The organism is Pseudomonas sp. R76 (assembly GCF_009834565.1).
Classification (GTDB): domain Bacteria; phylum Pseudomonadota; class Gammaproteobacteria; order Pseudomonadales; family Pseudomonadaceae; genus Aquipseudomonas.
In genome coordinates this window covers 5,756,679-5,779,190 of sequence record NZ_CP019428.1, presented here as the reverse complement: position 1 = coordinate 5,779,190, position 22,512 = coordinate 5,756,679, and the positions used below count along the sequence as shown (strand labels likewise).

The window sequence follows — 22,512 nt, the reverse complement described above, 5'->3', positions numbered from 1 at the left end:
AGGTTCCTAGCGGTTCAGGCGTTTGTCGATCAGGCCGTCGACGACACTGGGGTCGGCCAGGGTCGAGGTATCACCCAGGCTGTCCAGTTCGTTGCAGGCGATCTTGCGCAAAATTCGTCGCATGATCTTGCCGGAGCGGGTTTTCGGCAAGGCCGGTGCCCATTGGATCAGTTCCGGCTTGGCAAAGCTGCCGATTTCCTTGCTGACCAGGTCGAGCAGGTGCTTTTTCAACGCATCGCTGGGCTCGACGCCGTTCATTGGCGTGACGAAGGCGTAAATCCCCTGGCCTTTGACGTCGTGGGGATAGCCGACCACGGCGGCTTCGGCCACCTGGTCATGCAGCACCAGCGCACTTTCCACTTCGGCGGTGCCGATACGGTGGCCGGACACGTTGATCACGTCATCGATACGCCCGGTGATCCAGTAGTCGCCGTCTTCATCGCGGCGCGCGCCGTCGCCGGTGAAGTAGTAACCGGGGTAGGGTTTGAAATAGGTGTCGATCATGCGTTGCGGGTCGCCATAGACGCTGCGAATCTGCCCCGGCCAGCTGGCTTTGATCGCCAGTACGCCACTGCCGGCGCCGCTGATTTCTTTGCCTTGCTCATCCAGCAGCACGGGCTGCACGCCAAACATCGGCTGGGTCGCGCAGCCAGGTTTGATGCGTTGGGCGCTGACCAGCGGGCTGAGCATGATGCCGCCGGTTTCAGTCTGCCACCAGGTGTCGACAATCGGGCAGCGCTGCTCGCCAACGGCATTGAAGTACCAGTCCCAGGCTTCCGGGTTGATCGGCTCGCCGACGCTGCCCAACAGGCGCAGGCTGGCGCGGGAAGTGTTTTCCAGTGGCCCGTGGCCCTCGCGCATCAAAGCGCGCAGCGCGGTGGGCGCGGTGTAGAAGATATTCACCTCGTGTTTGTCGATCACCTGCCAGAAGCGGGAGCTGTCCGGGTAGCTCGGCACGCCTTCAAACATCAGCGAGGTGGCGCCGTTGGCCAGCGGGCCATACACGATGTAGCTGTGGCCGGTCACCCAACCGACGTCGGCGGTGCACCAGAACACTTCGCCGTCACGGTAATCGAGCACATATTTGAAGGTCATTGCCGCTTGCAGCAGGTAGCCGCCGGTGGTGTGCAACACGCCCTTGGGTTTGCCGGTGCTGCCGGAGGTGTAGAGGATAAACAGCGGGTCTTCGGCGTCCATCGGCTCGGGCGGGCAGTCGTCGCTGGCGGCATCCAGGGCTTGCTGGTACTTGAGGTCGCGGTCTTTGACCCAGATAAGGTCCGCGCCCGTGCGCTCGACGACCAATACGGTGCTGACGTTCGGGCAACTGGCCAGGGCCTTGTCGACATTCTTTTTCAACGCCACCGGCTTGCCGCCGCGCACGCCTTCATCGGCGGTGATCACGGTGCGGCAGTCGGCGTCGAGAATGCGGTCGCGCAGCGCGTCCGGTGAGAAACCACCGAAGACCACGGAATGCACCGCGCCAATCCGCGTAGAGGCCAGCATCGCGTAGGCGGCTTCCGGGATCATGGGCATGTAGATGCACACCCGGTCGCCTTTCTTCACGCCACGGCTTTTCAGCACATTGGCCAGGCGGCTGACGTTTTGATGCAGTTGGCGGTAGGTAATTTTGGAAGATGTTGCAGGATCATCGCCTTCCCAGATGAAGGCCGGTTGATCGGCGCGTTGGGCGAGGTGACGGTCGATGCAGTTGTAGCTGACGTTCAGCTGGCCACCGGCAAACCATTGGGCGGCGCCGGTCTTGATGTTTGACTGTTGAACGGTGTGCCAGGGTGTTATCCAGTCGAGAAAGCCCTTGGCCTGTTCGGCCCAGAAGGTGTCCGGTTGTTCGATGGATTGGCGGTAGAGGCGCTGGTACTCGGCTTGACTGAGTTGCGCAGCCCGGCGGACGGCATCGGCGGCGGGAAATGTGCTGATATCGAACATGAGCGGTCCTTATTCTTGTTTTCGGGACAAGGCATAAAGATGCACGCTGTGGGAAGAGGGTTCAAGGCCAACGTCCAAACGGACGTTGGCCTCGGGCTACCGGCCTCAGCCGCGGTGACGGCCGCGGAAGTAGTTGATCAAACCCTGGGTCGACGCATCGTCAGCCACAGTTTCTTCGGCGCCGGTCAGGCGGTTGTAAACGCCCTTGCCCAGCTCCTTGCCCAGCTCCACGCCCCATTGGTCAAAGGCGTTGATGCCCCAGATCACGCTCTGCACGAACACTTTGTGTTCATACATGGCCACCAGTGCACCCAGGCGCCGCGGGCTGATGCGCTCCACCACCAGGGTGTTGCTCGGACGGTTGCCCGGGATCACCTTGTGTGGGGCCAGCTTCTGTACTTCGGCTTCCGGCAGGCCCTTCTCGCGCAGCTCGGCTTCGGCTTCGCTGCGGGTCTTGCCGAGCATCAGTGCCTGGCTTTGGGACAGGCAGTTGGCGTACAGCCACTGATGGTGATCGGAAACCGGGTTGAAGCTGACGATCGGCACGATGAAGTCAGCCGGAATAAGTTGGGTCCCTTGGTGCAGCAACTGGTGGTACGCGTGCTGACCGTTGCAGCCTACGCCGCCCCAGATAACCGGGCCGGTATCGGTGGACACCGGCGTGCCGTCCTGGCGCACGCTTTTGCCGTTGGATTCCATGTCCAGCTGCTGCAAATGTTTGGTGATGTTACGCAGGTAGTGGTCGTACGGCAGGATCGCATGGCTCTGCGCACCCCAGAAGTTGCCGTACCACACGCCCAGCAGGCCCAGCAGCACCGGCATGTTCTGTTCGAACGGGGCGTTCTGGAAGTGCTGGTCCATGGTGTAGGCACCGGACAGCAGTTCCTTGAAGTTGGACATGCCGATGGCCAGGGCGATTGGCAAACCAATGGCCGACCACAGCGAGTAACGGCCGCCGACCCAGTCCCACATCGGGAAAATGTTTTCTTCGCGAATACCGAACGCCACGGCTGCCGCGTTGTTGCTCGATACGGCGATGAAGTGGCGGTACAGCTCGGCTTCCGAGCCACCCTGGGCCAAGTACCAGGCGCGCGCGGCCTGGGCGTTTTTCAGGGTTTCCAGCGTATTGAAGGATTTCGACGAAACGATGAACAACGTGGTCTCGGCGCGCAGCTTCATGGTCAGCTCGTGGAACTCGCTGCCGTCGATGTTCGCCAGGTAGTGGCAGCGCACGCCTTTATGCGCGTAGGACAACAGCGCTTCGGAGACCAGCTCCGGGCCGAGGAACGAGCCACCGATGCCGATGTTCACCACGTCAGTGATCGGCTTCTCGGTGTAGCCACGCCACAGGCCATCGTGGATGCGGCCCACGAGGTCGGTAATCTGGTTCAGCACCTTGTGCACGTCGGGCATGATGTTCACGCCATTGACCGACAACTTGTCACCCACCGGGCGGCGTAGAGCGGTGTGCAGGGCCGGGCGGCCTTCGGAGGAGTTGACCGGTTCGCCCGCGTACAGCGCGTCGATGGCGGCTTTAAGGTCGACTTCCTTGGCCAGCCCCACCAACAGGTCGCGGGTTTCGGTGGTGATCAGGTTTTTCGAATAATCGAGGAAAAGCCCGCAGCTGCTCAGGGTGAACTGCGAAAAGCGCTGGGGATCGGCATTGAAGGCTTCGCGCATGCTGAAATCCTGCATGGCTTGGCGATGTTGATTGAGCGCTTGCCAGGCGGGCAGAGCGGTAACGTCATGAGGAGTGCGGTAGTACGCCATCGCTGCGGGTTTCCTTTTTATTACGGGGACTGCCTTTAGGACACTTCAGGGTTCGGAACGTCCAGTCTTTTCTCAAGCGCTGGGTTCCGGACAGCGCTAACCAAGAGCGCAGGGCGATTACATTAAACCTAGCGTGTCGATATGTCTTGGCTTTGTCTGCGCTGTAGCCGGTACTTTTTTATACCGGCACAGCGGGGAGGGCAACAGGTGCGCTGTTTTTGAAGCAGAAAAGGCGGGAGTGGTCAGGCCAGGTTCAGGTGCAAATTGTCGATCAGGCGCGTCGCACCCAGGTACGCGGCCACCAGGATCACCACATCGCGATCCTCAGCCGTGGCCGGGCGCAAGTGCACGCCTTGGCGCACTTCGAGGTAATCCATGCGCAGCCCGGCGGCTTCGATGTGCTGGATCTGCTCGGCACGCAGCTTGGCAAAATCGTGGTCACCCGCTTTTATCGCGTCGGCAATCTGGCTGAGGCTGCGGTACAGCACCGGTGCAATGGCGCGCTGCTCGTCGGTGAGGTAGCCGTTGCGCGACGACAGCGCGAGGCCGTCGGCAGCCCGCACGGTCGGCTCGCCGATGATCTGGATAGGCATGTTCAGGTCATGCACCATGGCGCGGATCACCGCCAGTTGCTGGTAATCCTTCTGGCCAAACACAGCCATGTCCGGCTGGACCATATTGAACAGCTTGCTGACCACCGTGGCCACACCTTCGAAGTGCCCCGGACGGCTGGCGCCGCACAGGCCTTCGGACAGTTGCGGAACACTGACGCGGGTCTGGCCGGTCATGCCGCCGGGGTACATTTCCTCGACGGTGGGCGCGAACAACAGGTTGCAGCCGGCTTGCAGCAGCTTTTCCTGGTCGGCAGCCAGCGTGCGCGGGTATTTGTCCAGATCTTCGCCGGCACCGAATTGCAACGGGTTGACGAAGATGCTCGCCACCACGAAGTCCGATTGCTGCGCGGCTTTGGTCACCAGCGTGGCGTGGCCGCTGTGCAGGTTGCCCATGGTGGGCACAAAGCCGATGCGTTTGCCGGCACTGCGCGCGTGGGCGACGGCGGAGCGCAGTTCTCTTACGGTTTTAACGGTGTTCATGCAGAGAATCCGTGTTCGTCGCCAGGGAATGTCACGGCTTTGACTTCATCGACGTAGGCGCTCAGTGCAGCCTGAATGCTGTCTTTTCCCGCCATGAAATTTTTCACGAACTTCGGCGCTCGGCCGGTCAGCGACAGACCGAGCATGTCGTGCACAACCAGGACCTGGCCGTCGGTGGCGGAACCTGCGCCGATGCCAATCACCGGCACTTTGACAGCCTGGGTGATCTCCGCCGCCAGTTCGCTCGGTACGCACTCCAGCAGAATCATCGCGGCACCTGCTTGCTCCAGGGCGATGGCGTCCGCACGCATCTGGCGCGCCTGGGCTTCATTACGGCCTTGTACTTTATAGCCGCCGAGGATGTTCACCGACTGTGGCGTCAGGCCCATGTGCACACACACGGGGACGCCACGCTCAGCCAGCAGTCGAATCGACTCGGCGAGCCATACGGCGCCTTCCACTTTGACCATGTGCGCACCGGCCTGCATGAGTTTGCCGGCGTTCTGGAATGTCTGTTCCACCGTGGCGTAACCCATGAACGGCAGGTCGGCGATGATAAAGGCGCCGTCGTTACCGCGCTTGACGCTGGCGGTGTGGTAGGCGAGTTCATCGGTGGTGACGGGCAGGGTGCTGTCATGCCCTTGAAGAACCATGCCCAGGGAGTCACCCACCAGCAGCACCTCGACCCCGGCCTGGCAGCTGGCCTGGGCGAAGGTGGCGTCATAGCAGGTCAGCATGGTGATTTTTTCACCTTTGAGCTTGAGGCTCTGCAAGGTGGTCAGGGTAATGTCTGGCATGAAAAGGGTCCTCGTTCAGGCGCTTGGAAACAGCGAGTAACGCGCGTGAGTCTTCGTTCTATACAGGCGCACCGTCTTGAGAGCAGTGCTTATAAGGCCTGGATTGCGCCCTTCAGCGCCGGGTTGGCGGCAGCGGGACGCCTATAGTCGTGATGAGGACTCGGGAAGTCAATTGGATGTGTTACCGCATTGTTACGAGGGCGGTGTTACCGCTGTTACAGGGATCGAGTCAAGCAGTGGGGAGGCGTTCCAGGCCGACAAACGGGCAGGCCGTCAGCAGCTCTTCAAGCGTTTGGCCATTTGGCAATTGCAGGTCGGCGGGTGCGAGCTCAGCCAGCGGGTACAACACAAACGCGCGCAGGTGCATCTGGTAATGAGGCACCTTCAGGCGCGGCTCGTCGATAAGACGCTCGCCAAACAACAGGATATCCAGATCAAGGGTGCGTGGGCCCCAACGCTCAAGGCGTTCGCGGCCCTGGTCGTTTTCGATGGCTTGCAGCGCATCAAGCAGCGCCAGTGGTGCGAGGGTGCTGTCCAGGGCCGCGACCGCATTGGTGTAGCGCGGTTGGCCTGGGAGCAGGGAATCACTTTGATAGAAGGCCGACACGCCAGCCAGCGTAGTGCCTGGCAACTGCGCCAGCGCCTGGGTGGCGATGCGCAATTGCTGCTCCGGGGCAGCCAGGTTGCTGCCCATGCCGATGTAGATGCGTTCCACGTTTATTCGCCTGCAGCGCCCGAGGCATCAGCGCTGCGCTTACGCTTGCTGCCGGAGCTGCGGCGACGCTTTTTCGGGCCTTCGCCCGCACCATCGCCTTTGCTGCCAAGGTCACGAATCATGTCGCGGCGCTGGCTGTCATTGGCGTCCTGGTAATCGGTCCACCATTCGCCCAGGCCGTCGGTCTGCTCGCCGGCGCTTTCACGCAGCAGCAGGAAGTCGTAGCCGGCGCGGAAGCGCGGATTGTCCAGCAGCAGGTCGGCACGTTTGCCACTGCGGCGCGGCAGACGCTCCTGCATGTCCCAGATCTCGCGGATCGGCAGGGTGAAACGTTTCGGGATAGCAATGCGCTGACACTGCTCGGCGATCAGCTCGTGCGCAGCCTCTTGCATGGCTGGGATCGGCGGCATGCCACGGTCTTGCAAGCGCAGTACACGCTTGGGCAGGGCTGGCCACAACAGGGCGGCAAACAGGAACGCCGGGGTCACCGGTTTGTTCTGTTTGATGCGCAGGTCGGTGTTGATCAAGGCTTCGCTGATCAGCGTGTGGGTGTACGTCGGGTTGTATTCCAGGGCCTCGGCGCTGGCCGGGAACAATGGATCGAACAACTGCAGGTCGACGAGCATTTCGAAGGTGTCGGCGGCATACCCCGAGAGGAACAGCTTGAGCACTTCTTCGAACAGGCGTGCCGAGGGAATTTCCCGCAGCATCGGTGCCAGCTCGCGAATTGGCGCGGCAGTATGTTTTTCGATACCGAAGTTCAGCTTGGCGGCAAAACGCACCGCTCGCAGCATGCGCACCGGGTCTTCCTGATAGCGCTGGGTCGGGTCGCCGATCAGGCGGATCAGGTTGTTGCGAATATCGTGTACGCCATTGGCGTAATCGAGGATGCGTTCGCTGACCGGGTCGTAATACAGGGCATTGATGGTGAAGTCGCGGCGTTGCGCATCTTCTTCCAGGGTGCCGTAAACGTTGTCACGCAGGATACGGCCGCTCTCGTTGCGGGAGGACTGGTTAGTGTCTTCCTCGTCATCGTTTTGCGGATGGCCGGCGCGGAAGGTCGCGACCTCGATGATTTCGCGACCAAAGTGGATGTGCACCAATTTGAAGCGACGGCCGATGATGCGCGCATTGCGAAACTCGGCGCGTACCTGCTCGGGCGTGGCGCTGGTGGCGACGTCGAAATCCTTGGGCGTGATATTGAGCATCATGTCACGTACACAGCCGCCCACCAGATAGGCCTGGTAGCCGGCGTTCTGCAAACGTTCGACGATGTTCACCGCATAACGGCTGAACTGAGCGCGCTGCAATGAATGCTGATTGCTGTTAAGCACTTCAGGCGTGCTGCGAATGTGTTGCGTACGACGCAAGGGAGAACGGAATGACTGGAACAACTTCTTCAGCATGGGATGCACTGTTTGAAGGAATGTTCGGCCATAACGAAGAATGACCGCATGATGGGCCGGGATTCTAGCATTTAGTCGAGGGATGGTGTAGGAACAAGCTGCAGGCGTTGCGCCATATGCTTAAAAGAAGGGCTGGGCCGGTCAAACGCCGGAAACTACAAGGGGAGCCGAAGCTCCCCCAGAAGTAGTTGCGTGCTCTATTTTTATTATTGATTGCGGGCTTCTTGTTTTTGTTGATCGCCCTCGCCATGACATTTCACCTTCATGACACTCCCAATCGGGAGTCAAGAGCAAACGGATTGCTTTGGTCGCTGTGTTGCTGATCTACGATCCAACCAGTTCAGGCTCTGCCTTAGGGCAGTTTTTGTTGTTCTCGGCCTGGTTGCGGGGCAAGCCCCAAATGCAACGCCTCTCCAAAAGAATCAGTTAGCTGCGCCTCCGCCGTGTTGTTTTTATTGTGCGTGAGTCGATTCGTCTTATTTTTATTGTCTGGTACTGAGCTTGTTATTGTTTTTGTACTAAGCATATAGCAGGGTGCGTGCCAACTTTTGTGCCGTCCAGCAAAACCGGGGGTTTTAGGTGGTTTCGGGTTTTTTGAGGGCCAAAAAAAACCGAGGCTTCGTTACCGTAAGCCCCGGCTTCTGTTACGTGAAAAAGCTGCGGTAACAGTTTTTTCACATCTGAGGGTGTTACCTGTGGGGGCGCGCCCTCAACTCTCGCTGGCCACCCCGGTCTTGCGCCGTGGAATGCCCAGGCGCTGGCGCCGTTCCCACAGGCACTTGCGGCTCACGCCCAGCTTGCGCGCCAGCTCGGTCTCGGTCATGTGGTCCTGGTGCTCAAGGACGAAATGCTGGAAGTAATCTTCCAGTGACAAATCTTCCGTTGGCTCATGGCTGGTATTGCTACCGCCGCCCTGTTGTGGGGCCAGGCCGATGAAATCGTCGTCCTCCAAGTCGCTCAGCTCGATGTCGATGCCCAGCAGCTCGGCAGAAATCTCCGGGCTCTCCGACAGGATGACCGCGCGCTCAACTGCGTTCTCCAGCTCGCGCACGTTACCCGGCCACGAGTAATGCCGAATGGCTTGCTCGGCGTCCGGAGCAAACTTGAGGTCGGTACGGTTGATGCGCGCACTCTGGCGCAGCAGGAAAGCGCTGGCGATCTCGTTGACGTCGGCGCCACGCTCACGCAGGGCCGGCAGCTTGAGAGCAATCACGTGCAGGCGGTAATACAAGTCTTCACGGAACTGGCCGATCTTGGCCAGGCTCTTCAGGTCACGGTGGGTCGCGGCGATCAGGCGTACATCGACCTTCTGCGACTGCACCGAACCTACGCGGCGAATTTCGCCTTCCTGCAACACACGCAGCAGGCGCGCCTGGGCTTCCAGGGGCAGTTCGCCGATTTCGTCAAGGAACAAGGTGCCGCCGTCCGCCGCTTCCACCAGGCCCGCACGCCCGGCGCTGGCGCCGGTAAACGCGCCTTTCTCGTGGCCGAACAGTTCGGACTCAATCAGGGATTCAGGAATCGCCGCGCAGTTCACCGAAATCATCGGCGCCTTGGCGCGTTTGGACAGGTTGTGCAGGGCGCGGGCCACCAGCTCTTTACCGGTGCCCGATTCGCCCTGAATCAATACATTGGAATCGGTTGGCGCGACTTTGCGGATCTTGCTGTACAGATCCTGCATCGGTGGGCAGGAGCCGATAATGCCGATCTCGCCGTTGCTGTTGTCGACACCCGGTTTCTCGGCGGCCTTGCCGGCGGGGCGCTGTTCGGCGGGCGCACTGCCAGCCGATTGGCGGTCGCGCAGGATGCGGGCCACGGCCTGGAGCATTTCGTCGTGGTCGAAAGGCTTGGCGATGTAGTCCACCGCGCCCATCTTCATCGAGTCCACGGCCGAACGCAGGCTGGCGTAGCTGGTCATGATCAGCACCGGGGTGCCCTGGCCAAGCTTGATCAGCTCCGTACCGGGCGCGCCCGGCAGACGCAGGTCGCTGACAATCAGGTCGAACGTGGGAATGCTGAACCGCTCTTGGGCTTCCTGCACCGAGCCGGCTTCGCTGACCTGGTACTGATTACGTTCAAGCAGGCGACGCAAGGCAGAGCGGATAATTGTTTCGTCTTCGACGATCAAAATGTGCGGCATTGATTCAATTCTCTCGACGGTCTCAGTTCACAGCGGACGTCGCTTCGACATGACGCGGCAAGGTCACCCGAATACGGGTGCCGCGTTGGCTTTCGGTGTCAGCCGGGCTGTCGATGGTGATTTGTCCATAATGCTCTTCAACGATGGAATAGACCAGTGCAAGGCCCAGACCGGTGCCTTCACCTGGGTCCTTGGTGGTGAAGAAAGGTTCGAACAATCGATCCATGATGTTCTGTGGAATACCGCTGCCTTCGTCTTCCACGATCAGATCGACCGTGTGCTCGAAAGCCTCGCTCTTGACGCGTACCGCGCTGTGCGGCGGGGACGCGTCACGGGCGTTGGACAGCAGGTTGATCAACACCTGCGCCAAGCGTTGGGAGTCGCCGTCGACCCAGTGGTCCGGGTCGCACAGATTAAAGAACTGTACTTCGAAATTGCGCCGGTTCAAGGCCAGCAGCCCAATGGCATCCTGCGCGACTTCGGCCAGGCACACGGCCTCATCCTGATTCTGATGCGCGCCGGCATGGGCGAAGCTCATCAACGACTGCACGATGCGTGAAACGCGCTTGGTCTGCTCAAGGATCTGCCCGCTGATTTCGGTGATCTCACCGTCCTCTTCGCGCTCTTCGCGCAGGTTCTGCGCCAGGCACGCGATACCGGTGATCGGGTTGCCAATCTCGTGGGCCACGCCTGCGGCCAAACGACCAATGCTGGCCAGGCGCTCGGAGTGCACCAGCTTGTCTTCGAGCATTTGCGTGTCGGTCAAATCTTCGACCAACAACACCAGGCCGCTGTTGCCGGGCGCCAGCGGCTCGTCGATCGCGGCTTTGTGCAGGTTGAGCCAGCGGGTCTGGCCGTCCAGCGCCAGGTGCTGCTTGTGCAAATGCTCGTCGGGCAGGTTGATAAAGCCTTGCAGCAGTTCTTTCCACGGGTCGCCCAGGGTGTTCAGGCGCGAACCCACTACCCGCTGGGCGGCGATACCGGTCAGTTCTTCCATGGCCTTGTTCCACATCAGGATCTCTTGATCCTTGGCCAGGGAGCACACACCCATCGGCAGCTCCTGCAGGGTCTGGCGGTGGTAGCGGCGCAATGCATCGAGTTCGGCAGCGAGACCGGTGAGGCGTGAGTGGTAATCCTCCAGCCGGCTCTCGATGAAGTGGATGTCTTCGGTGACGTAGTTTTCGCCGCCGGCCTTGTAAGGCAGGAAGGTTTCAACCATGTCCTGGGACACGCTCGGCCCCATCAGCCCGGACAGGTTGGCCTCGATCCGGTCGCGCAAGCGCCGCAGCGCATACGGGCGGCGTTCGTCGAAGGGCAGGTACAGATCGCGCAGCGCCTGTTCGACTTCCTTCTGTGCGGCTTTGGCGCCCAGCGGCTTGGCCAGTTGCGTGGCAAATTCCTGGGGCGAGGCGGCATGCAGTTCGCGGCGTTGCGGGCGGCGCACGTTGTCCACCGCGCAGGCTTCGGCGGCACTGGTTTCTTCGGGGCTGGCGTTGGTGAACAGCGAGATCAAGGTGAACATCAGCACGTTGGCCGCCAGCGAAGCAATCGCCGCCATGTGCCAGCTGGTGTCGTCGAGCACGTAAATCATGTTCAGCAGTGGGATGTAGAAGCCCTGCAAATTGCCGACCAGCGGCAGCAGCATGGTGACGATCCATACCAGAATCCCCGCCAGCAGCCCGGCGATGAAGCCCCGACGGTTGGCGGTCGGCCAGTACAGCACCGACAACACGCCGGGCAGGAACTGCAAGGTGGCGACAAACGCGACGATGCCGAGGTTGGCCAGGTCCTGCCCGGCGCCCAGCAACAGGTAGAAGCCATAACCGGCCATGATGATCGCAACGATCAGCGCGCGACGCGTCCACTTCAGCCAGCGGTAGATATTGCCTTCGGCTGGCGGCTGATACAGCGGCAGCACCAGGTGATTGAGCGCCATGCCCGACAGCGCCAGCGTAGTGACAATGATCAAGCCACTGGCCGCCGACAAACCGCCGACGTAGGCCAGCAACGCCAGGGATTTACTGTTGGCCGCAATACCGACGCCGAGGGTGAAGTATTCGGGGTTGGTGGTCGCTCCCAGCTTGAGGCCGGCCCACAGAATCAGCGGCACTGCCAGGCTCATCAGCAGCAGGAACAGCGGCAAGCCCCAGCTTGCACTCACTAATGAGCGCGGGTTGAGGTTCTCGGTGAACGTCATGTGGTACATGTGCGGCATCACAATCGCCGAAGCGAAGAACACCAGCAGCAGCGTGCGCCATGGGCCTTCTTGCAGCGGCGTGTGCAAGGCGGCGAGGGCGGTCTGATTTTGCAGCAGCCACAACTCCAGCTGTTGCGGGCCGTCGAACACGCCGTACAGCGCATACAGGCCGACGCCGCCAATGGCGATCAGCTTGATCACCGATTCGAAGGCAATCGCAAACACCAGGCCTTCGTGTTTTTCGCGGGTGGCGATATGGCGTGAGCCGAAGAAAATCGTGAACAGCGTGATCAACGCGCAAAACGCCAGCGCGACGCGATGCTGCACCGGCTCGCGGGTGAGGATGCTGATGGAGTCCGCCACGGCCTGGATTTGCAAGGCCAGCAGCGGCAGCACGCCGAGCAGCATGAAAATCGTGGTGAGTGCGCCGGCCCAGGTGCTGCGAAAGCGGAAGGCAAACAGGTCCGCCAGGGATGACAGCTGGTAGGTGCGCGTGATCTTCAGGATCGGATACAGCAACACCGGCGCCAGCAGGAACGCGCCGGACACCCCGAGGTAACTGGACAGGAAGCCGTAGCCGTACTGATAGGCCAGGCCTACGGTGCCATAAAACGCCCAGGCGCTGGCGTAAACGCCCAAGGACAAGGTGTAGGTCAACGGATGGCGAATGATCGCCCGCGGAATCATTCCGCGCTCACTGATCCAGGCCACGGCGAACAGCGCGGCCAGGTAGGCGGCGCTGATCAGCAGCATCTGGGTGAGGCTAAAGCTCATCGGCATCTTTTTGGCTCTGCAGGATGAAGGTCACGACAATCAGGATCAGCCACAGCAGATAAGGGCGATACCAGGCGCCCGTGGCGTCGATCCACCAATCCATGATGGCGGGGGAAAACAGGTAGATCCCGACGACCAGCAGCAGGACCAATCGATAGATGTACATGTTGGCCTCTGATTAAAAAACTGCGGCGATGGTAACGGATGGCTGGCAAGCTGCAAGCGCCTTCAGCTCAATTGCGCTTCGGCCAGCGTGAGTGTGCGCGGGATCCGGCTGGCATCCCAGTGCGCAATGCCCCAATCCAGCAGTTCGCGCGGGCTGGCGTGCAGCAGTTCAGCGCCGGCCGGCTGGCCGAGGGCGCGCAATGCCCTTAACAGCAAAGGCGTGGCCTGGTCGGGTGTCAACGGCGGCGAGCGGTAGGATTTGCCCAACTTGTTACCGTCCGGCTGGACGATCAGCGGCACGTGCAGGTAGCGCGGCTGGCGCAAGCCCAGCAATTCCTGCAGATAGAGCTGGCGCGGCGTGGAATCGAGCAGGTCGGCGCCGCGTACGATATCGGTCACACCTTGCCAGGCATCATCGAGCACCACGGCCAGTTGATAGGCATACAGGCCGTCGCGGCGACGGATGACGAAATCGCCTACATCGCGGCCCAAGTGCTGTCGGAATTCGCCCTGCACGCGGTCGGTAAAGTGGTATTCCAGCTCAGGCACGCGCAGGCGGATGGCCGCATCGTGCTGAGCATGCCCGGCGTTGCGACACAAACCCGGGTAAATCCCGTGATACGGCTCCAGTTGCTTGCGCGAGCAAGTGCAGGCGTAGGCCAGGCCATGGTTGAACATGTCGTTGAGGACTTTGGCGTAGGCGTCATGCCGCTCGCTTTGTCGGACCAGTTCACCGTCCCATTCGAAGCCGTAGCTTTCCAGGGCGTGCAGGATCGCCGCCTGGGCGCCGGGTTCTTCTCGGGGTGGGTCGAGGTCTTCCATGCGCATCAGCCAGCGGCCGTGATTGGCGCGGGCATCAAGGTAGGAGGCGAGGGCGGCAACCAGCGAGCCGAAATGCAAATGGCCGCTGGGCGTGGGGGCGAAACGCCCAATATAGGTAGAGGCTGTCATGGGCCGGATACTACTGGAAAATCGGTAAACGCCAGAAACAAAAATGGGGCGTTTGCACGCCCCATTCGTTCAGCTCGACAGGATTACTTGCCGACCTGTTTTTCCTTGATTTCAGCCAAGGTCTTGCAGTCTACGCACAGGTCCGCGGTTGGGCGGGCTTCCAGGCGGCGAATACCAATCTCGACGCCGCAGGATTCGCACCAGCCATATTCCTCGTCTTCGATCAGTTGCAGCGTTTTGTCGATTTTCTTGATCAGCTTGCGTTCACGATCACGGGCGCGCAGTTCGAGGGCGAATTCCTCTTCCTGGCTGGCACGGTCTGCCGGGTCCGGGAAGTTGGCGGCTTCGTCCTTCATGTGGTCAACGGTACGGTCGACCTCTTGCATCAAGTCCTGCTTCCACTTTTGCAGGATCTTGGTGAAGTGCTGGCGCATGGGCTTGCCCATGTACTCCTCACCCTTCGTTTCAACGTAAGGTGTGAAGCCACTGAGGCTCTGCTGCTGTTGCTTTGCTTGGGTGGACATGAATAGACCGCCTCTCACTCTTCTAATCCATTGCGCAGGATTGCAACGTCACCGACACCTGCCGGCCCTGCGGCTGCAAGCGGGCGAACTTACCAGATAGATTCGGGGTGCGCCACTCCCGGTTGTCGAGGCCCAACTTGGCGGGGGTGCAAACAGCAACAGCCCGCCATGGCTGGGTATAGCGTGTCTCGATTGTTGATTTTAGTCGTTTTGCAAGCGCTTGCTCGGTTCATCGTGGATGGCCGAGCAGGCAATAGAGCATGTTTTACCGTGAGGGTTCGGTAGAATCCTGATTTTGTCCTCACCGTTAAGGAAGGCTAATGGCTCAGCCCTACAGTGCGCGCAGTCGCGCCATCGAACCTTTTCATGTCATGGCGTTGCTGGCGCGAGCGAACGAGCTGCAGGCGGCCGGCCACGATGTGATCCACCTGGAGATCGGCGAGCCGGATTTCACCACGGCCGAGCCCATCATCCAGGCCGGCCAGGCGGCGCTGGCGAATGGCAAGACTCGTTACACCGCAGCCCGTGGGCTGCCTGAACTGCGCGAGGCTATCAGTGGTTTTTACCAGCAGCGTTACGGGCTGAATGTCGACCCTGAGCGCATTCTGATCACCCCCGGTGGCTCCGGCGCCTTGTTGTTGGCCAGCAGTCTGTTGGTCGACCCCGGTAAACATTGGTTGTTGGCCGACCCCGGCTACCCGTGTAACCGGCATTTCCTGCGCTTGGTGGAAGGTGCGGCACAACTGGTGCCGGTCGGCCCGGACGTGCGTTACCAATTGACCGCCGACCTGGTGGCCAAGCATTGGAACCAGGACAGCGTGGGCGCACTGGTTGCGTCGCCTGCCAACCCCACCGGCACCATCCTCACGCGGGATGAATTGGCGCAATTGTCGAATGCGATCAAGGCGCGTGACGGCCACTTGGTGGTGGATGAGATCTATCACGGCCTCACTTATGGCACCGACGCCGCCAGCGTGCTGGAAGTCGATGACGATGCGTTCGTCCTAAATAGTTTTTCGAAGTATTTCGGCATGACCGGCTGGCGCCTCGGCTGGCTGGTAGCGCCGCCCGCTGCGGTGGGCGAGTTGGAGAAGCTGGCGCAAAACCTCTACATCAGCGCGCCGAGCATGGCCCAGTACGCGGCGCTGGCCTGTTTTACCCCGCAAACATTGAGCATTCTGGAAGAGCGCCGTGCCGAGTTCGGTCGCCGTCGTGATTTCCTTCTACCCGCCCTGCGTGAGCTTGGATTCGGCATCGCCGTCGAGCCGGAAGGCGCCTTCTACTTGTACGCCGATATCAGCGCGTTCGGCGGCGATGCCTTCGCGTTCTGCCGTCATTTTCTCGAGACCGAACACGTGGCCTTTACGCCCGGTCTGGATTTCGGCCGTTATCAGGCCGGTCATCATGTGCGTTTTGCCTACACGCAAAACCTCGAACGGCTACAAGAGGCGGTCGAACGAATCGCCCGTGGCTTACGGAGCTGGCAAGGCTGATGCGTTTTCATCCTCCCCTCGAAGAAGGGCGGCTGATTCGCCGCTACAAGCGCTTTCTCACCGATATCGAAACCGTTACCGGCGAGTTGCTGACCATTCACTGCCCGAACACCGGGTCGATGCTTAATTGCATGGTGGAAGGCGGCCAGGTCTGGTTCAGTCGCTCCACCGATCCCAAGCGCAAGCTGCCGGGCACCTGGGAGATTGCCGAAACGCCGCAAGGCCGGCTGGCGTGCGTGAACACGGCGCGCGCCAATCAGTTGGTTGAGGAGGCGTTGCGCGCCGGCGTCATCACCGAGCTCAACGGCTTTACCGCGCTAAAGCGCGAAGTGCCTTACGGCCAGGAGAAAAGCCGTATCGATTTTCGCCTGGATTACCCACAGGGCGCGGCGTTTGTCGAAGTCAAAAGTGTCACCCTGGGCTTTGACGGCTCTGCGGTGGCCGCCTTTCCCGATGCCGTGACCCAGCGCGGCGCCAAGCATTTGCGTGAACTGGCGTACCTGGCGCGCGACGGCGTGCGGGCGGTGCAGTTGTATTGCGTCAACCTGTCGGGAATCGAGGCGGTACGGCCAGCCGTGGAGATCGACGCCGGTTACGCTGCGGCGTTGCGTGAGGCCAAGGCTGCGGGTGTGGAGGTGCTGGCTTACGGAGTGCACGTCACGCCTGAGGAAATTTACGTCGACCGGCGCTTGGAAGTGCTGATCGGCGACTAGAGTTCCACCCACAGGCCCTGTGCGTCTTCGCGGCCGGGCAGGGCGGTGAGGCTTTGGCCAGCGCACGGGCCGGCGATGCATTCGCCGCTCTCGATCAGGAACAGCGCGCCGTGGGTGGCGCACTGGATCAGGCTGGCGCTGGTGTCGAGGAACTGATTGGGCTGCCATTCCAGCGGGATGCCGCGATGGGGGCAACGGTTGATATAGAAGTAGGCAACGCCATCCCGGCGCACGGCCAACAGCTTGCAGCCGTCGATCTCAAAGCCGAGGCTGCTGTTGGGCGCGAGGGTGTCGGAGGGGCAGAGAAACTTCATTTCAATCCTTAAGTGCCTTGACGTGCAAATGCAAACAATTATCAAATGCCGGCTTCGCCCTGCCCTTGGAAGGAAACCCTGTTATGCGCCTGAGTACCAGCGCTATCGCGCTCGTTGCCTCACTGCTGGTCCACCAAGGGGCGCAAGCCTCTGAACTGCCACAACGCTGGGTCAGTGCCGGTGGGGCGCTATCGGAATGGGTGACGGCCTTGGGCGGGGAATCGAAACTGGTGGGCGTTGATACTACCAGCCAGCACCCGGAATCGCTGAAAGCGTTGCCCAGCATCGGTTATCAGCGGCAGTTGTCGGCCGAAGGCATTCTCAGCCTGCGCCCGCAGGTGCTGGTAGGCACAGAAGAAATGGGCCCGCCGCCAGTGCTCGCGCAAATTCGTGGCGCGGGCGTGCAGGTGGAGATGTTCTCGGCCGAACCGGATCTTCCCACCCTGAAGGGCAACCTGCAGCACTTGGGCAAGTTGCTCGGCAGCGAGGCCAAAGCCAACGAATTGTTTACCGGATATGAACAGGCGCTTGAGCGGCAGAAAACCTGGGTCACCAAAGCGCAGGCCACACAAAAGGCACCAGGCGTGCTGTTGTTGCTTGGCCACGCGGGCGGCAAGCCGCTGATTGCGGGCAAAGACACCGCCGCAGATTGGCTGCTGCAACAGGCGGGCGGGCGGAACCTGGCGACTCACACAGGCTATAAGCCGTTTTCGGTGGAGTCGCTGGCGGGGTTGAGTCCGGATGTGCTGGTGTTTGCGGATCGTGCCCTTACCGGTGATGCGGCCCGCGCGGCGTTGTTCAAGGAAAACCCGATTTTGGCTTCAACGCCGGCGGCCAAGCGTGGCCGCGTATTTGAGCTCGACCCGACGCTGCTGGTCGGCGGGCTGGGGCCGCGTTTGCCGCAAAACCTGGTGAAGCTGTCTGCCGGGTTTTATCCGTCCCAGGCTAAACCTGCCCCATGACCACTCTGGTTAAACCGAAAACGCTGTTTATCGGGCTGACGCTGTTGTGTGTATTGGCGATCTGGCTCTCGCTGGCCTTGGGGCCGGTGAGCCTGCCGTTGCTGGACACGCTCAGGGCCGCCTTGCGCCTGATGGGTGTGCCGATAGATGCCCAAGGCCTGGAGCAGGCCGAATTGATCCTGGGGCAGATTCGCCTGCCGCGCACATTGCTTGGTTTGGCGGTCGGCGGTGTGCTGGCGTTGTCGGGTGTGGCGATGCAGGGGTTGTTTCGAAACCCGCTGGCCGATCCTGGCTTGGTGGGTGTGTCCAGTGGTGCGGCGCTGGGCGCGGCGGTGGCGATTGTCGGGGGTGCGTTTTTTGGCGGGCTGCCGGATGCGTTCGGGCCTTATTTATTGTCGTTGTGTGCGTTTCTCGGTGGGTTGGGCGTCACGGCCCTGGTCTATCGCCTCGGGCGCCGCAACGGCCAGACCAATGTGGCGACGATGCTGCTCGCCGGTATTGCGCTCACAGCCCTCGCCAGCTCGGCGGTGGGGTTGTTTACCTATTTGGCCGACGACGCCACCTTGCGCACCCTGACCTTCTGGAACCTGGGAAGCCTCAATGGCGCGAGCTATTCGCGGTTGTGGCCTTTGTTGCTGGTGAGCGCCGGTGTGGCGCTGTGGCTGCCGCGCCGGGCCAAGGCGCTGAATGCACTGTTGTTGGGTGAGTCCGAGGCCAGCCACCTTGGCATTGATGTTGAAGGGCTCAAGCGTGAACTGGTGTTTTGCACCGCTCTGGGCGTGGGCGCGGCGGTAGCGGCGGCAGGGATGATTGGGTTTGTTGGGCTGGTGGTGCCGCATTTGGTGCGGCTGCTGGCGGTGCCGGATCATCGGGTGCTATTGCCGGCCTCGGTGCTGGCGGGCGCGAGTTTGCTGCTGTTTGCGGACTTGGTGGCGCGCCTGGCCTTGGCCCCGGCGGAGTTACCGATCGGCATCGTGACGGCGTTTATTGGCGCGCCGTTTTTTCTTTACCTGTTGTTGCGGGGGCGTGCCTGATGCTGCGAGTCGAAGCGCTGCAGATTCGGCGCGGTCGCAAGACTGTCTTGGCCGATGTCAGCCTGGACCTGTTGCCGGGCCAGGTGCTGGGCGTGCTGGGGCCCAATGGTGCCGGCAAAAGTACCCTGCTGGGCGCGCTGTGCGGTGAGTTGCACCCTGATCAGGGCAATGTGTGGCTGGACCAGCAAGCGCTAAGCAGTTGGAGCGGCTCGCAGCGTGCGCAACGGCTGGCGGTGTTGCCGCAAACCTCGACCCTGGACTTTGCGTTCAGGGTCGAAGAAGTCGTCGGCATGGGGCGTTTGCCGTATCAGACCGGGCGAGTGCGTGATGACGAAATCATCATCGCGGCGTTGCACGCAGCGGACGTCGGGCACTTGAGCGGTCGCAGTTACCTGGCGTTGTCCGGTGGCGAGCGCCAACGTGTGCACTTGGCGCGGGTATTGGCGCAGTTATGGCCGGGTGAAGCGGGGCAGACGCTGCTGTTGGATGAACCCACATCAATGCTTGACCCTTTGCACCAGCACACGACGTTGCAGGCTATTCGCAGTTTCGCTGATCGAGGCGCGGCGGTGCTGGTGATCCTCCATGACCTGAACCTGGCGGCGCGCTACTGTGACCGTATCTTGCTGCTGCAGGACGGGCGCCCGCACGCCCTGGACACACCCGCCGAAGTCTTGCGACCGGAACCGCTCAAGGCTGTGTTTGGTTTGGATGTGCTGGTGCAGCCGCATCCGGAGCGTGGTCATCCGCTGATCATTGCACGCTGAGGCTGGCTTTTTTACAGGCAGCTTTCTACAGGTAAAAAAAGACCCGGCAAGAGCCGGGTCAAATAACCGTGATTAGCCTGATGAGGAGATAATCTGAGAGTCCGAACCAATGGTCTTTCAGTTATCGGCTGATCTCGCGACCAGTTGTGATAATCATAACGATTCTCATTTGAGAGTCAACATTTGTTTTCGTGCGTTCTGCTGATTTCTTCAATACGTGTTCGCAATGCCCGTAAACACGGGGCCTGATCGCCGAACTAAATCTTCTGACGCGCTGAAATAGCATCCAACTGGCGGTTCAGTGCTTCCTTGCGCTCCGCGGGAATGTCGTTCCAGTGCACATCCATCAATGCGCCCTCAATTGCATACAGCAACACTTTCGATGCCCGGAAGCCGCGAGTTCGTACGGCTCGGTAGGCATCGACCGCTCCCAGGCGGCGCAAGTCGGACGCGCTGTGGATACCCACCGCGTGCAGCCACTGCGCCGACGTCTTGCCAAGGTTTTTCAGGTGTTGCAGCTCATCGTTCATCAAGCCTCCTTGCGACGGCCGAATGGTGCGGTGGGTATTCGTGACCAGGCAAGCCTGAAAAGGAGTGTAGCGCTCAGTAGGAAAAGCGTAGTTCTTTGGTCAGGAACGGCTGAAACGCTTATAAGAATGGCGCTGAGTGTTTGTATGTGGGCAGGTGCGAATCACCCGGCGCGCTGGATGCGTAGCCGGGGTTCGACAGGGGGCGTCACTTGGTGCGGTAGCGCAGGCGCGTGCCGAAATTGACCGACATCAGAATCTCGTCCGCAGTCAGTTCAGGCGGGAAGTAGGTGCCGGAGATCTGCGCATGGGCCAGGCTGGCGCCTTCCAATGAGCAGTCGCGCAAGTCCAGGCCGCGCAGGTCGGCGGAGCGGAAGTAGGCGTCCGTGAAGTCGACACCGGTGGCGTCCAGGTCGCGCAGGTCCAGCCCGCGGAAGTCGCCACCGCGCATGTCGATGGTCCCGTCTTTGGGGCGTTCCTGGTTGAAGCCTCGAATGTCGTCCTTGTGCAGGAGCGCGTAGAGCGGGGTATCAAGAAGCTTGGGCTGACTCATGACGGCGACTCCTGTTGGAATTATGACGCCATTATAGTGCCACTATTTCTCGGTCGTGCACGGTAGATCGGTGACACGACCAAGAAATATTTCTTACAACCCTGGCAGGGCTTGGCGGATGTGCGCCACCAAGGCATCCAGGGTTCCGCTCTCATTGGTCTCGACGCGTTTGCTGAGCAGCAGCTCTTGGGCTGTCAGTGGGTCGCGATTGGCCTGCTGTTCTTCGATTACGGCCAGTGTCGCGTCGGAAGGATCGTTTTTATCCGCCTGACGTTGTGCCAACCAGCTGGCGATAACAGCTTGCGGCGCGTTGCAATCCAGGATCAGGAAGGGCGCGCCGGTGGCCTCAGCAATTTTGGCGGCTGCGTCGCGTTGTGCGCTTTTAAGGAAGGTGGCATCCAGCACCACCGGGTAGCCGGCACGCAACACGGTATCGGCGATTTCGTTCAGACGAGCATAGGTGGCTGCGCTGGCGTCGGCGGCATAGATACCGGCCTGTGGCGTGTTCTCTACCTGCTGCTCACCAAACAGACGCTTGCGCTCCACATCCGAACGCAGGCGTACGGCGCCCAATGCTTCCACAAGGCGCATGGCCACGTGGCTTTTGCCGACGGCCGATACACCGTGGGTAATCGCCAGGAAGCGCGAAGGAATCGTGCTGTAACTTTCTGCCAGGTTGGCGTAGTTGCGGTACTGGCGCAGGGTGGTGGCGCGTTGTACCGGGCTTGCCTCGCTGGGCATGCTGAACAGCGCAATCTTGGCGCGTACCAGCGCGCGATAGGCTTTATAGAAGTTCAGCACTTCGAGGCCTTGGTAGTCGCCGGTCAATTCCAGGTATTGGCTGATAAAGCGGCGCGCCAGGGATTTGAGGCCACGGTCTTCCAGGTCCATCGCCAGGAAGCCGGTGTCGGCGTACACATCGGTGAAGCGGAACGGCTCGTTGAACTCGATGCAGTCAAAGATCACCACTTGGCCGTCGATCAGCGTGGCGTTCCCCAAGTGGATATCGCCGTGGCATTCGCGGGTGAAGCCATCGAGCTTGCGCTGTACCAACAGTGGCTTGAGGCGCTCGAAGCTGCTTTCAGCCCAGGCTTGCAGGGCTTCCAGTTGAGCCAGGTCGGCTTTTTCGCTGAGGAAGGGGCGGATCTGCTCGAAGTTCTGGCGTACCGGTGCCATCACCTCGTCCGGCGTGCCGGCCGGGTGCTCCTGTGGAACCTTCGGTGCGCTGAGGTGGAAATGCGCAATCTGCCTGGCCATTTCATCAATGTGCGCGCTGGTCAGTTCGCCGTTGGCTTGCAGAGTGCTGAGCAGTTGGCTTTGCGGGAACTGGCGCATTTTCAGCGCGTACTCGATCACCGGGCCGTCGCCGCCCAGTTGTGGGGCTTCGGCGCTGCCGGTGATTGGCAACACTTCAAGATACAAATCTTCAGTCAGGCGCTGGTTGAGGCGCAGTTCTTCATTGCAGAAGTGCCCACGGTCATCCAGTTGGGTGAAATCCAGGAAGCCGAAGTTCATCGGCTTCTTCAGTTTATAGGCGAAGGGGCCGGTCAGAATGACCCAGGAAATATGGGTCTCGATAACTTGAAACGCTTCAACCGGATGGGGATACAAAGCCGGGTTTTGCAGGGCAGCGATCAGGGTCTGGCTCACAGGCGATCCTTCAAAGTAGGGG

At 60.9% G+C, this 22,512-nt stretch carries 20 protein-coding genes; 5 read left to right on the top strand and 15 right to left on the bottom strand.

Annotation, left to right across the window (positions count from 1 at the left end; genetic code table 11):
* Positions 1-6: 6 nt before the first annotated feature.
* The 11 genes from acs to dksA all read right to left on the bottom strand — a co-directional run bounded on the left by acs (position 7) and on the right by dksA (position 14,477).
* Positions 7-1,944, bottom strand: coding sequence for an acetate--CoA ligase (acs, locus tag PspR76_RS26135; RefSeq protein WP_159959931.1), 1,938 nt, complete (start codon positions 1,942-1,944; stop codon positions 7-9).
* Positions 1,945-2,049: 105 nt separating this feature from the next.
* Positions 2,050-3,714: a glucose-6-phosphate isomerase gene (gene pgi / locus PspR76_RS26130; RefSeq protein ID WP_159959929.1), complete on the bottom strand. Its 1,665-nt coding sequence runs from the start codon at positions 3,712-3,714 to the stop codon at positions 2,050-2,052.
* Positions 3,715-3,956: 242 nt separating this feature from the next.
* Positions 3,957-4,808 (bottom strand): pantoate--beta-alanine ligase, encoded by an 852-nt coding sequence (panC, locus tag PspR76_RS26125; RefSeq protein ID WP_159959927.1) that lies wholly within the window; start codon positions 4,806-4,808, stop codon positions 3,957-3,959.
* Positions 4,805-5,605: a 3-methyl-2-oxobutanoate hydroxymethyltransferase gene (gene panB / locus PspR76_RS26120; protein WP_159959925.1), complete on the bottom strand. Its 801-nt coding sequence runs from the start codon at positions 5,603-5,605 to the stop codon at positions 4,805-4,807. The genes panC and panB overlap by 4 nt, the downstream gene beginning before the upstream one ends.
* A gap of 229 nt (positions 5,606-5,834) precedes the next feature.
* Complete coding sequence (folK, locus tag PspR76_RS26115; protein WP_159959923.1) at positions 5,835-6,320, bottom strand: 2-amino-4-hydroxy-6-hydroxymethyldihydropteridine diphosphokinase; 486 nt, start codon at positions 6,318-6,320, stop codon at positions 5,835-5,837.
* Positions 6,321-6,322: 2 nt separating this feature from the next.
* Positions 6,323-7,726 (bottom strand): polynucleotide adenylyltransferase PcnB, encoded by a 1,404-nt coding sequence (locus PspR76_RS26110; protein ID WP_159959921.1) that lies wholly within the window; start codon positions 7,724-7,726, stop codon positions 6,323-6,325.
* A 709-nt stretch (positions 7,727-8,435) separates the two neighbouring features.
* Positions 8,436-9,866, bottom strand: a complete 1,431-nt coding sequence (locus tag PspR76_RS26105) for a sigma-54-dependent transcriptional regulator (RefSeq protein WP_159959919.1) — start codon at positions 9,864-9,866, stop codon at positions 8,436-8,438.
* Between the two features lie 22 nt (positions 9,867-9,888).
* Entirely contained in the window at positions 9,889-12,843 is a 2,955-nt protein-coding gene (locus tag PspR76_RS26100) for a sensor histidine kinase (RefSeq protein ID WP_162530298.1), read from the bottom strand.
* Positions 12,827-13,003, bottom strand: coding sequence for a hypothetical protein (locus tag PspR76_RS26095; protein WP_003176118.1), 177 nt, complete (start codon positions 13,001-13,003; stop codon positions 12,827-12,829). Before PspR76_RS26095 ends, PspR76_RS26100 begins: the two co-directional genes overlap by 17 nt.
* A gap of 62 nt (positions 13,004-13,065) precedes the next feature.
* Positions 13,066-13,953: a tRNA glutamyl-Q(34) synthetase GluQRS gene (gluQRS, locus tag PspR76_RS26090; protein ID WP_159959917.1), complete on the bottom strand. Its 888-nt coding sequence runs from the start codon at positions 13,951-13,953 to the stop codon at positions 13,066-13,068.
* 83 nt (positions 13,954-14,036) lie between these two features.
* Complete coding sequence (gene dksA / locus PspR76_RS26085; RefSeq protein WP_034100675.1) at positions 14,037-14,477, bottom strand: RNA polymerase-binding protein DksA; 441 nt, start codon at positions 14,475-14,477, stop codon at positions 14,037-14,039.
* Positions 14,478-14,797: 320 nt separating this feature from the next.
* Between dksA and PspR76_RS26080 the strand changes: the two genes are divergently transcribed.
* Positions 14,798-15,970 (top strand): pyridoxal phosphate-dependent aminotransferase, encoded by a 1,173-nt coding sequence (locus PspR76_RS26080; protein ID WP_159959915.1) that lies wholly within the window; start codon positions 14,798-14,800, stop codon positions 15,968-15,970.
* Entirely contained in the window at positions 15,970-16,683 is a 714-nt protein-coding gene (gene sfsA / locus PspR76_RS26075) for a DNA/RNA nuclease SfsA (protein ID WP_159959913.1), read from the top strand. Before PspR76_RS26080 ends, sfsA begins: the two co-directional genes overlap by 1 nt.
* On the opposite strand, the gene PspR76_RS26070 is transcribed toward sfsA, so the two are convergent.
* Positions 16,680-16,997, bottom strand: a complete 318-nt coding sequence (locus PspR76_RS26070) for a Rieske (2Fe-2S) protein (protein WP_159959911.1) — start codon at positions 16,995-16,997, stop codon at positions 16,680-16,682. The genes sfsA and PspR76_RS26070 overlap by 4 nt on opposite strands.
* Before the next feature lie 83 nt (positions 16,998-17,080).
* Between PspR76_RS26070 and PspR76_RS26065 the strand changes: the two genes are divergently transcribed.
* Genes PspR76_RS26065 through PspR76_RS26055 form a run of 3 tightly spaced genes read left to right on the top strand, consistent with a single transcriptional unit; the run spans position 17,081 to position 19,760 of the window.
* Complete coding sequence (locus PspR76_RS26065; RefSeq protein WP_159959909.1) at positions 17,081-17,959, top strand: heme/hemin ABC transporter substrate-binding protein; 879 nt, start codon at positions 17,081-17,083, stop codon at positions 17,957-17,959.
* Positions 17,956-18,993, top strand: a complete 1,038-nt coding sequence (locus PspR76_RS26060; RefSeq protein WP_159959907.1) for a FecCD family ABC transporter permease — start codon at positions 17,956-17,958, stop codon at positions 18,991-18,993. The genes PspR76_RS26065 and PspR76_RS26060 overlap by 4 nt, the downstream gene beginning before the upstream one ends.
* Positions 18,993-19,760, top strand: a complete 768-nt coding sequence (locus tag PspR76_RS26055) for a heme ABC transporter ATP-binding protein (protein WP_159959905.1) — start codon at positions 18,993-18,995, stop codon at positions 19,758-19,760. Before PspR76_RS26060 ends, PspR76_RS26055 begins: the two co-directional genes overlap by 1 nt.
* Positions 19,761-20,017: 257 nt before the next feature.
* Here the strand turns inward: PspR76_RS26055 and PspR76_RS26050 are convergent, their stop codons facing one another.
* From PspR76_RS26050 to PspR76_RS26040, 3 genes are all read right to left on the bottom strand, one after another.
* Positions 20,018-20,290, bottom strand: a complete 273-nt coding sequence (locus tag PspR76_RS26050) for a TfoX/Sxy family protein (protein WP_159959903.1) — start codon at positions 20,288-20,290, stop codon at positions 20,018-20,020.
* Between the two features lie 205 nt (positions 20,291-20,495).
* Entirely contained in the window at positions 20,496-20,840 is a 345-nt protein-coding gene (locus PspR76_RS26045; protein ID WP_159959901.1) for a pentapeptide repeat-containing protein, read from the bottom strand.
* A 93-nt stretch (positions 20,841-20,933) separates the two neighbouring features.
* The gene (locus PspR76_RS26040; protein ID WP_159959899.1) at positions 20,934-22,490 is read right to left on the bottom strand and encodes a bifunctional aminoglycoside phosphotransferase/ATP-binding protein; all 1,557 of its coding nucleotides are present in this window, start codon (positions 22,488-22,490) and stop codon (positions 20,934-20,936) included.
* Positions 22,491-22,512: the final 22 nt, after the last annotated feature.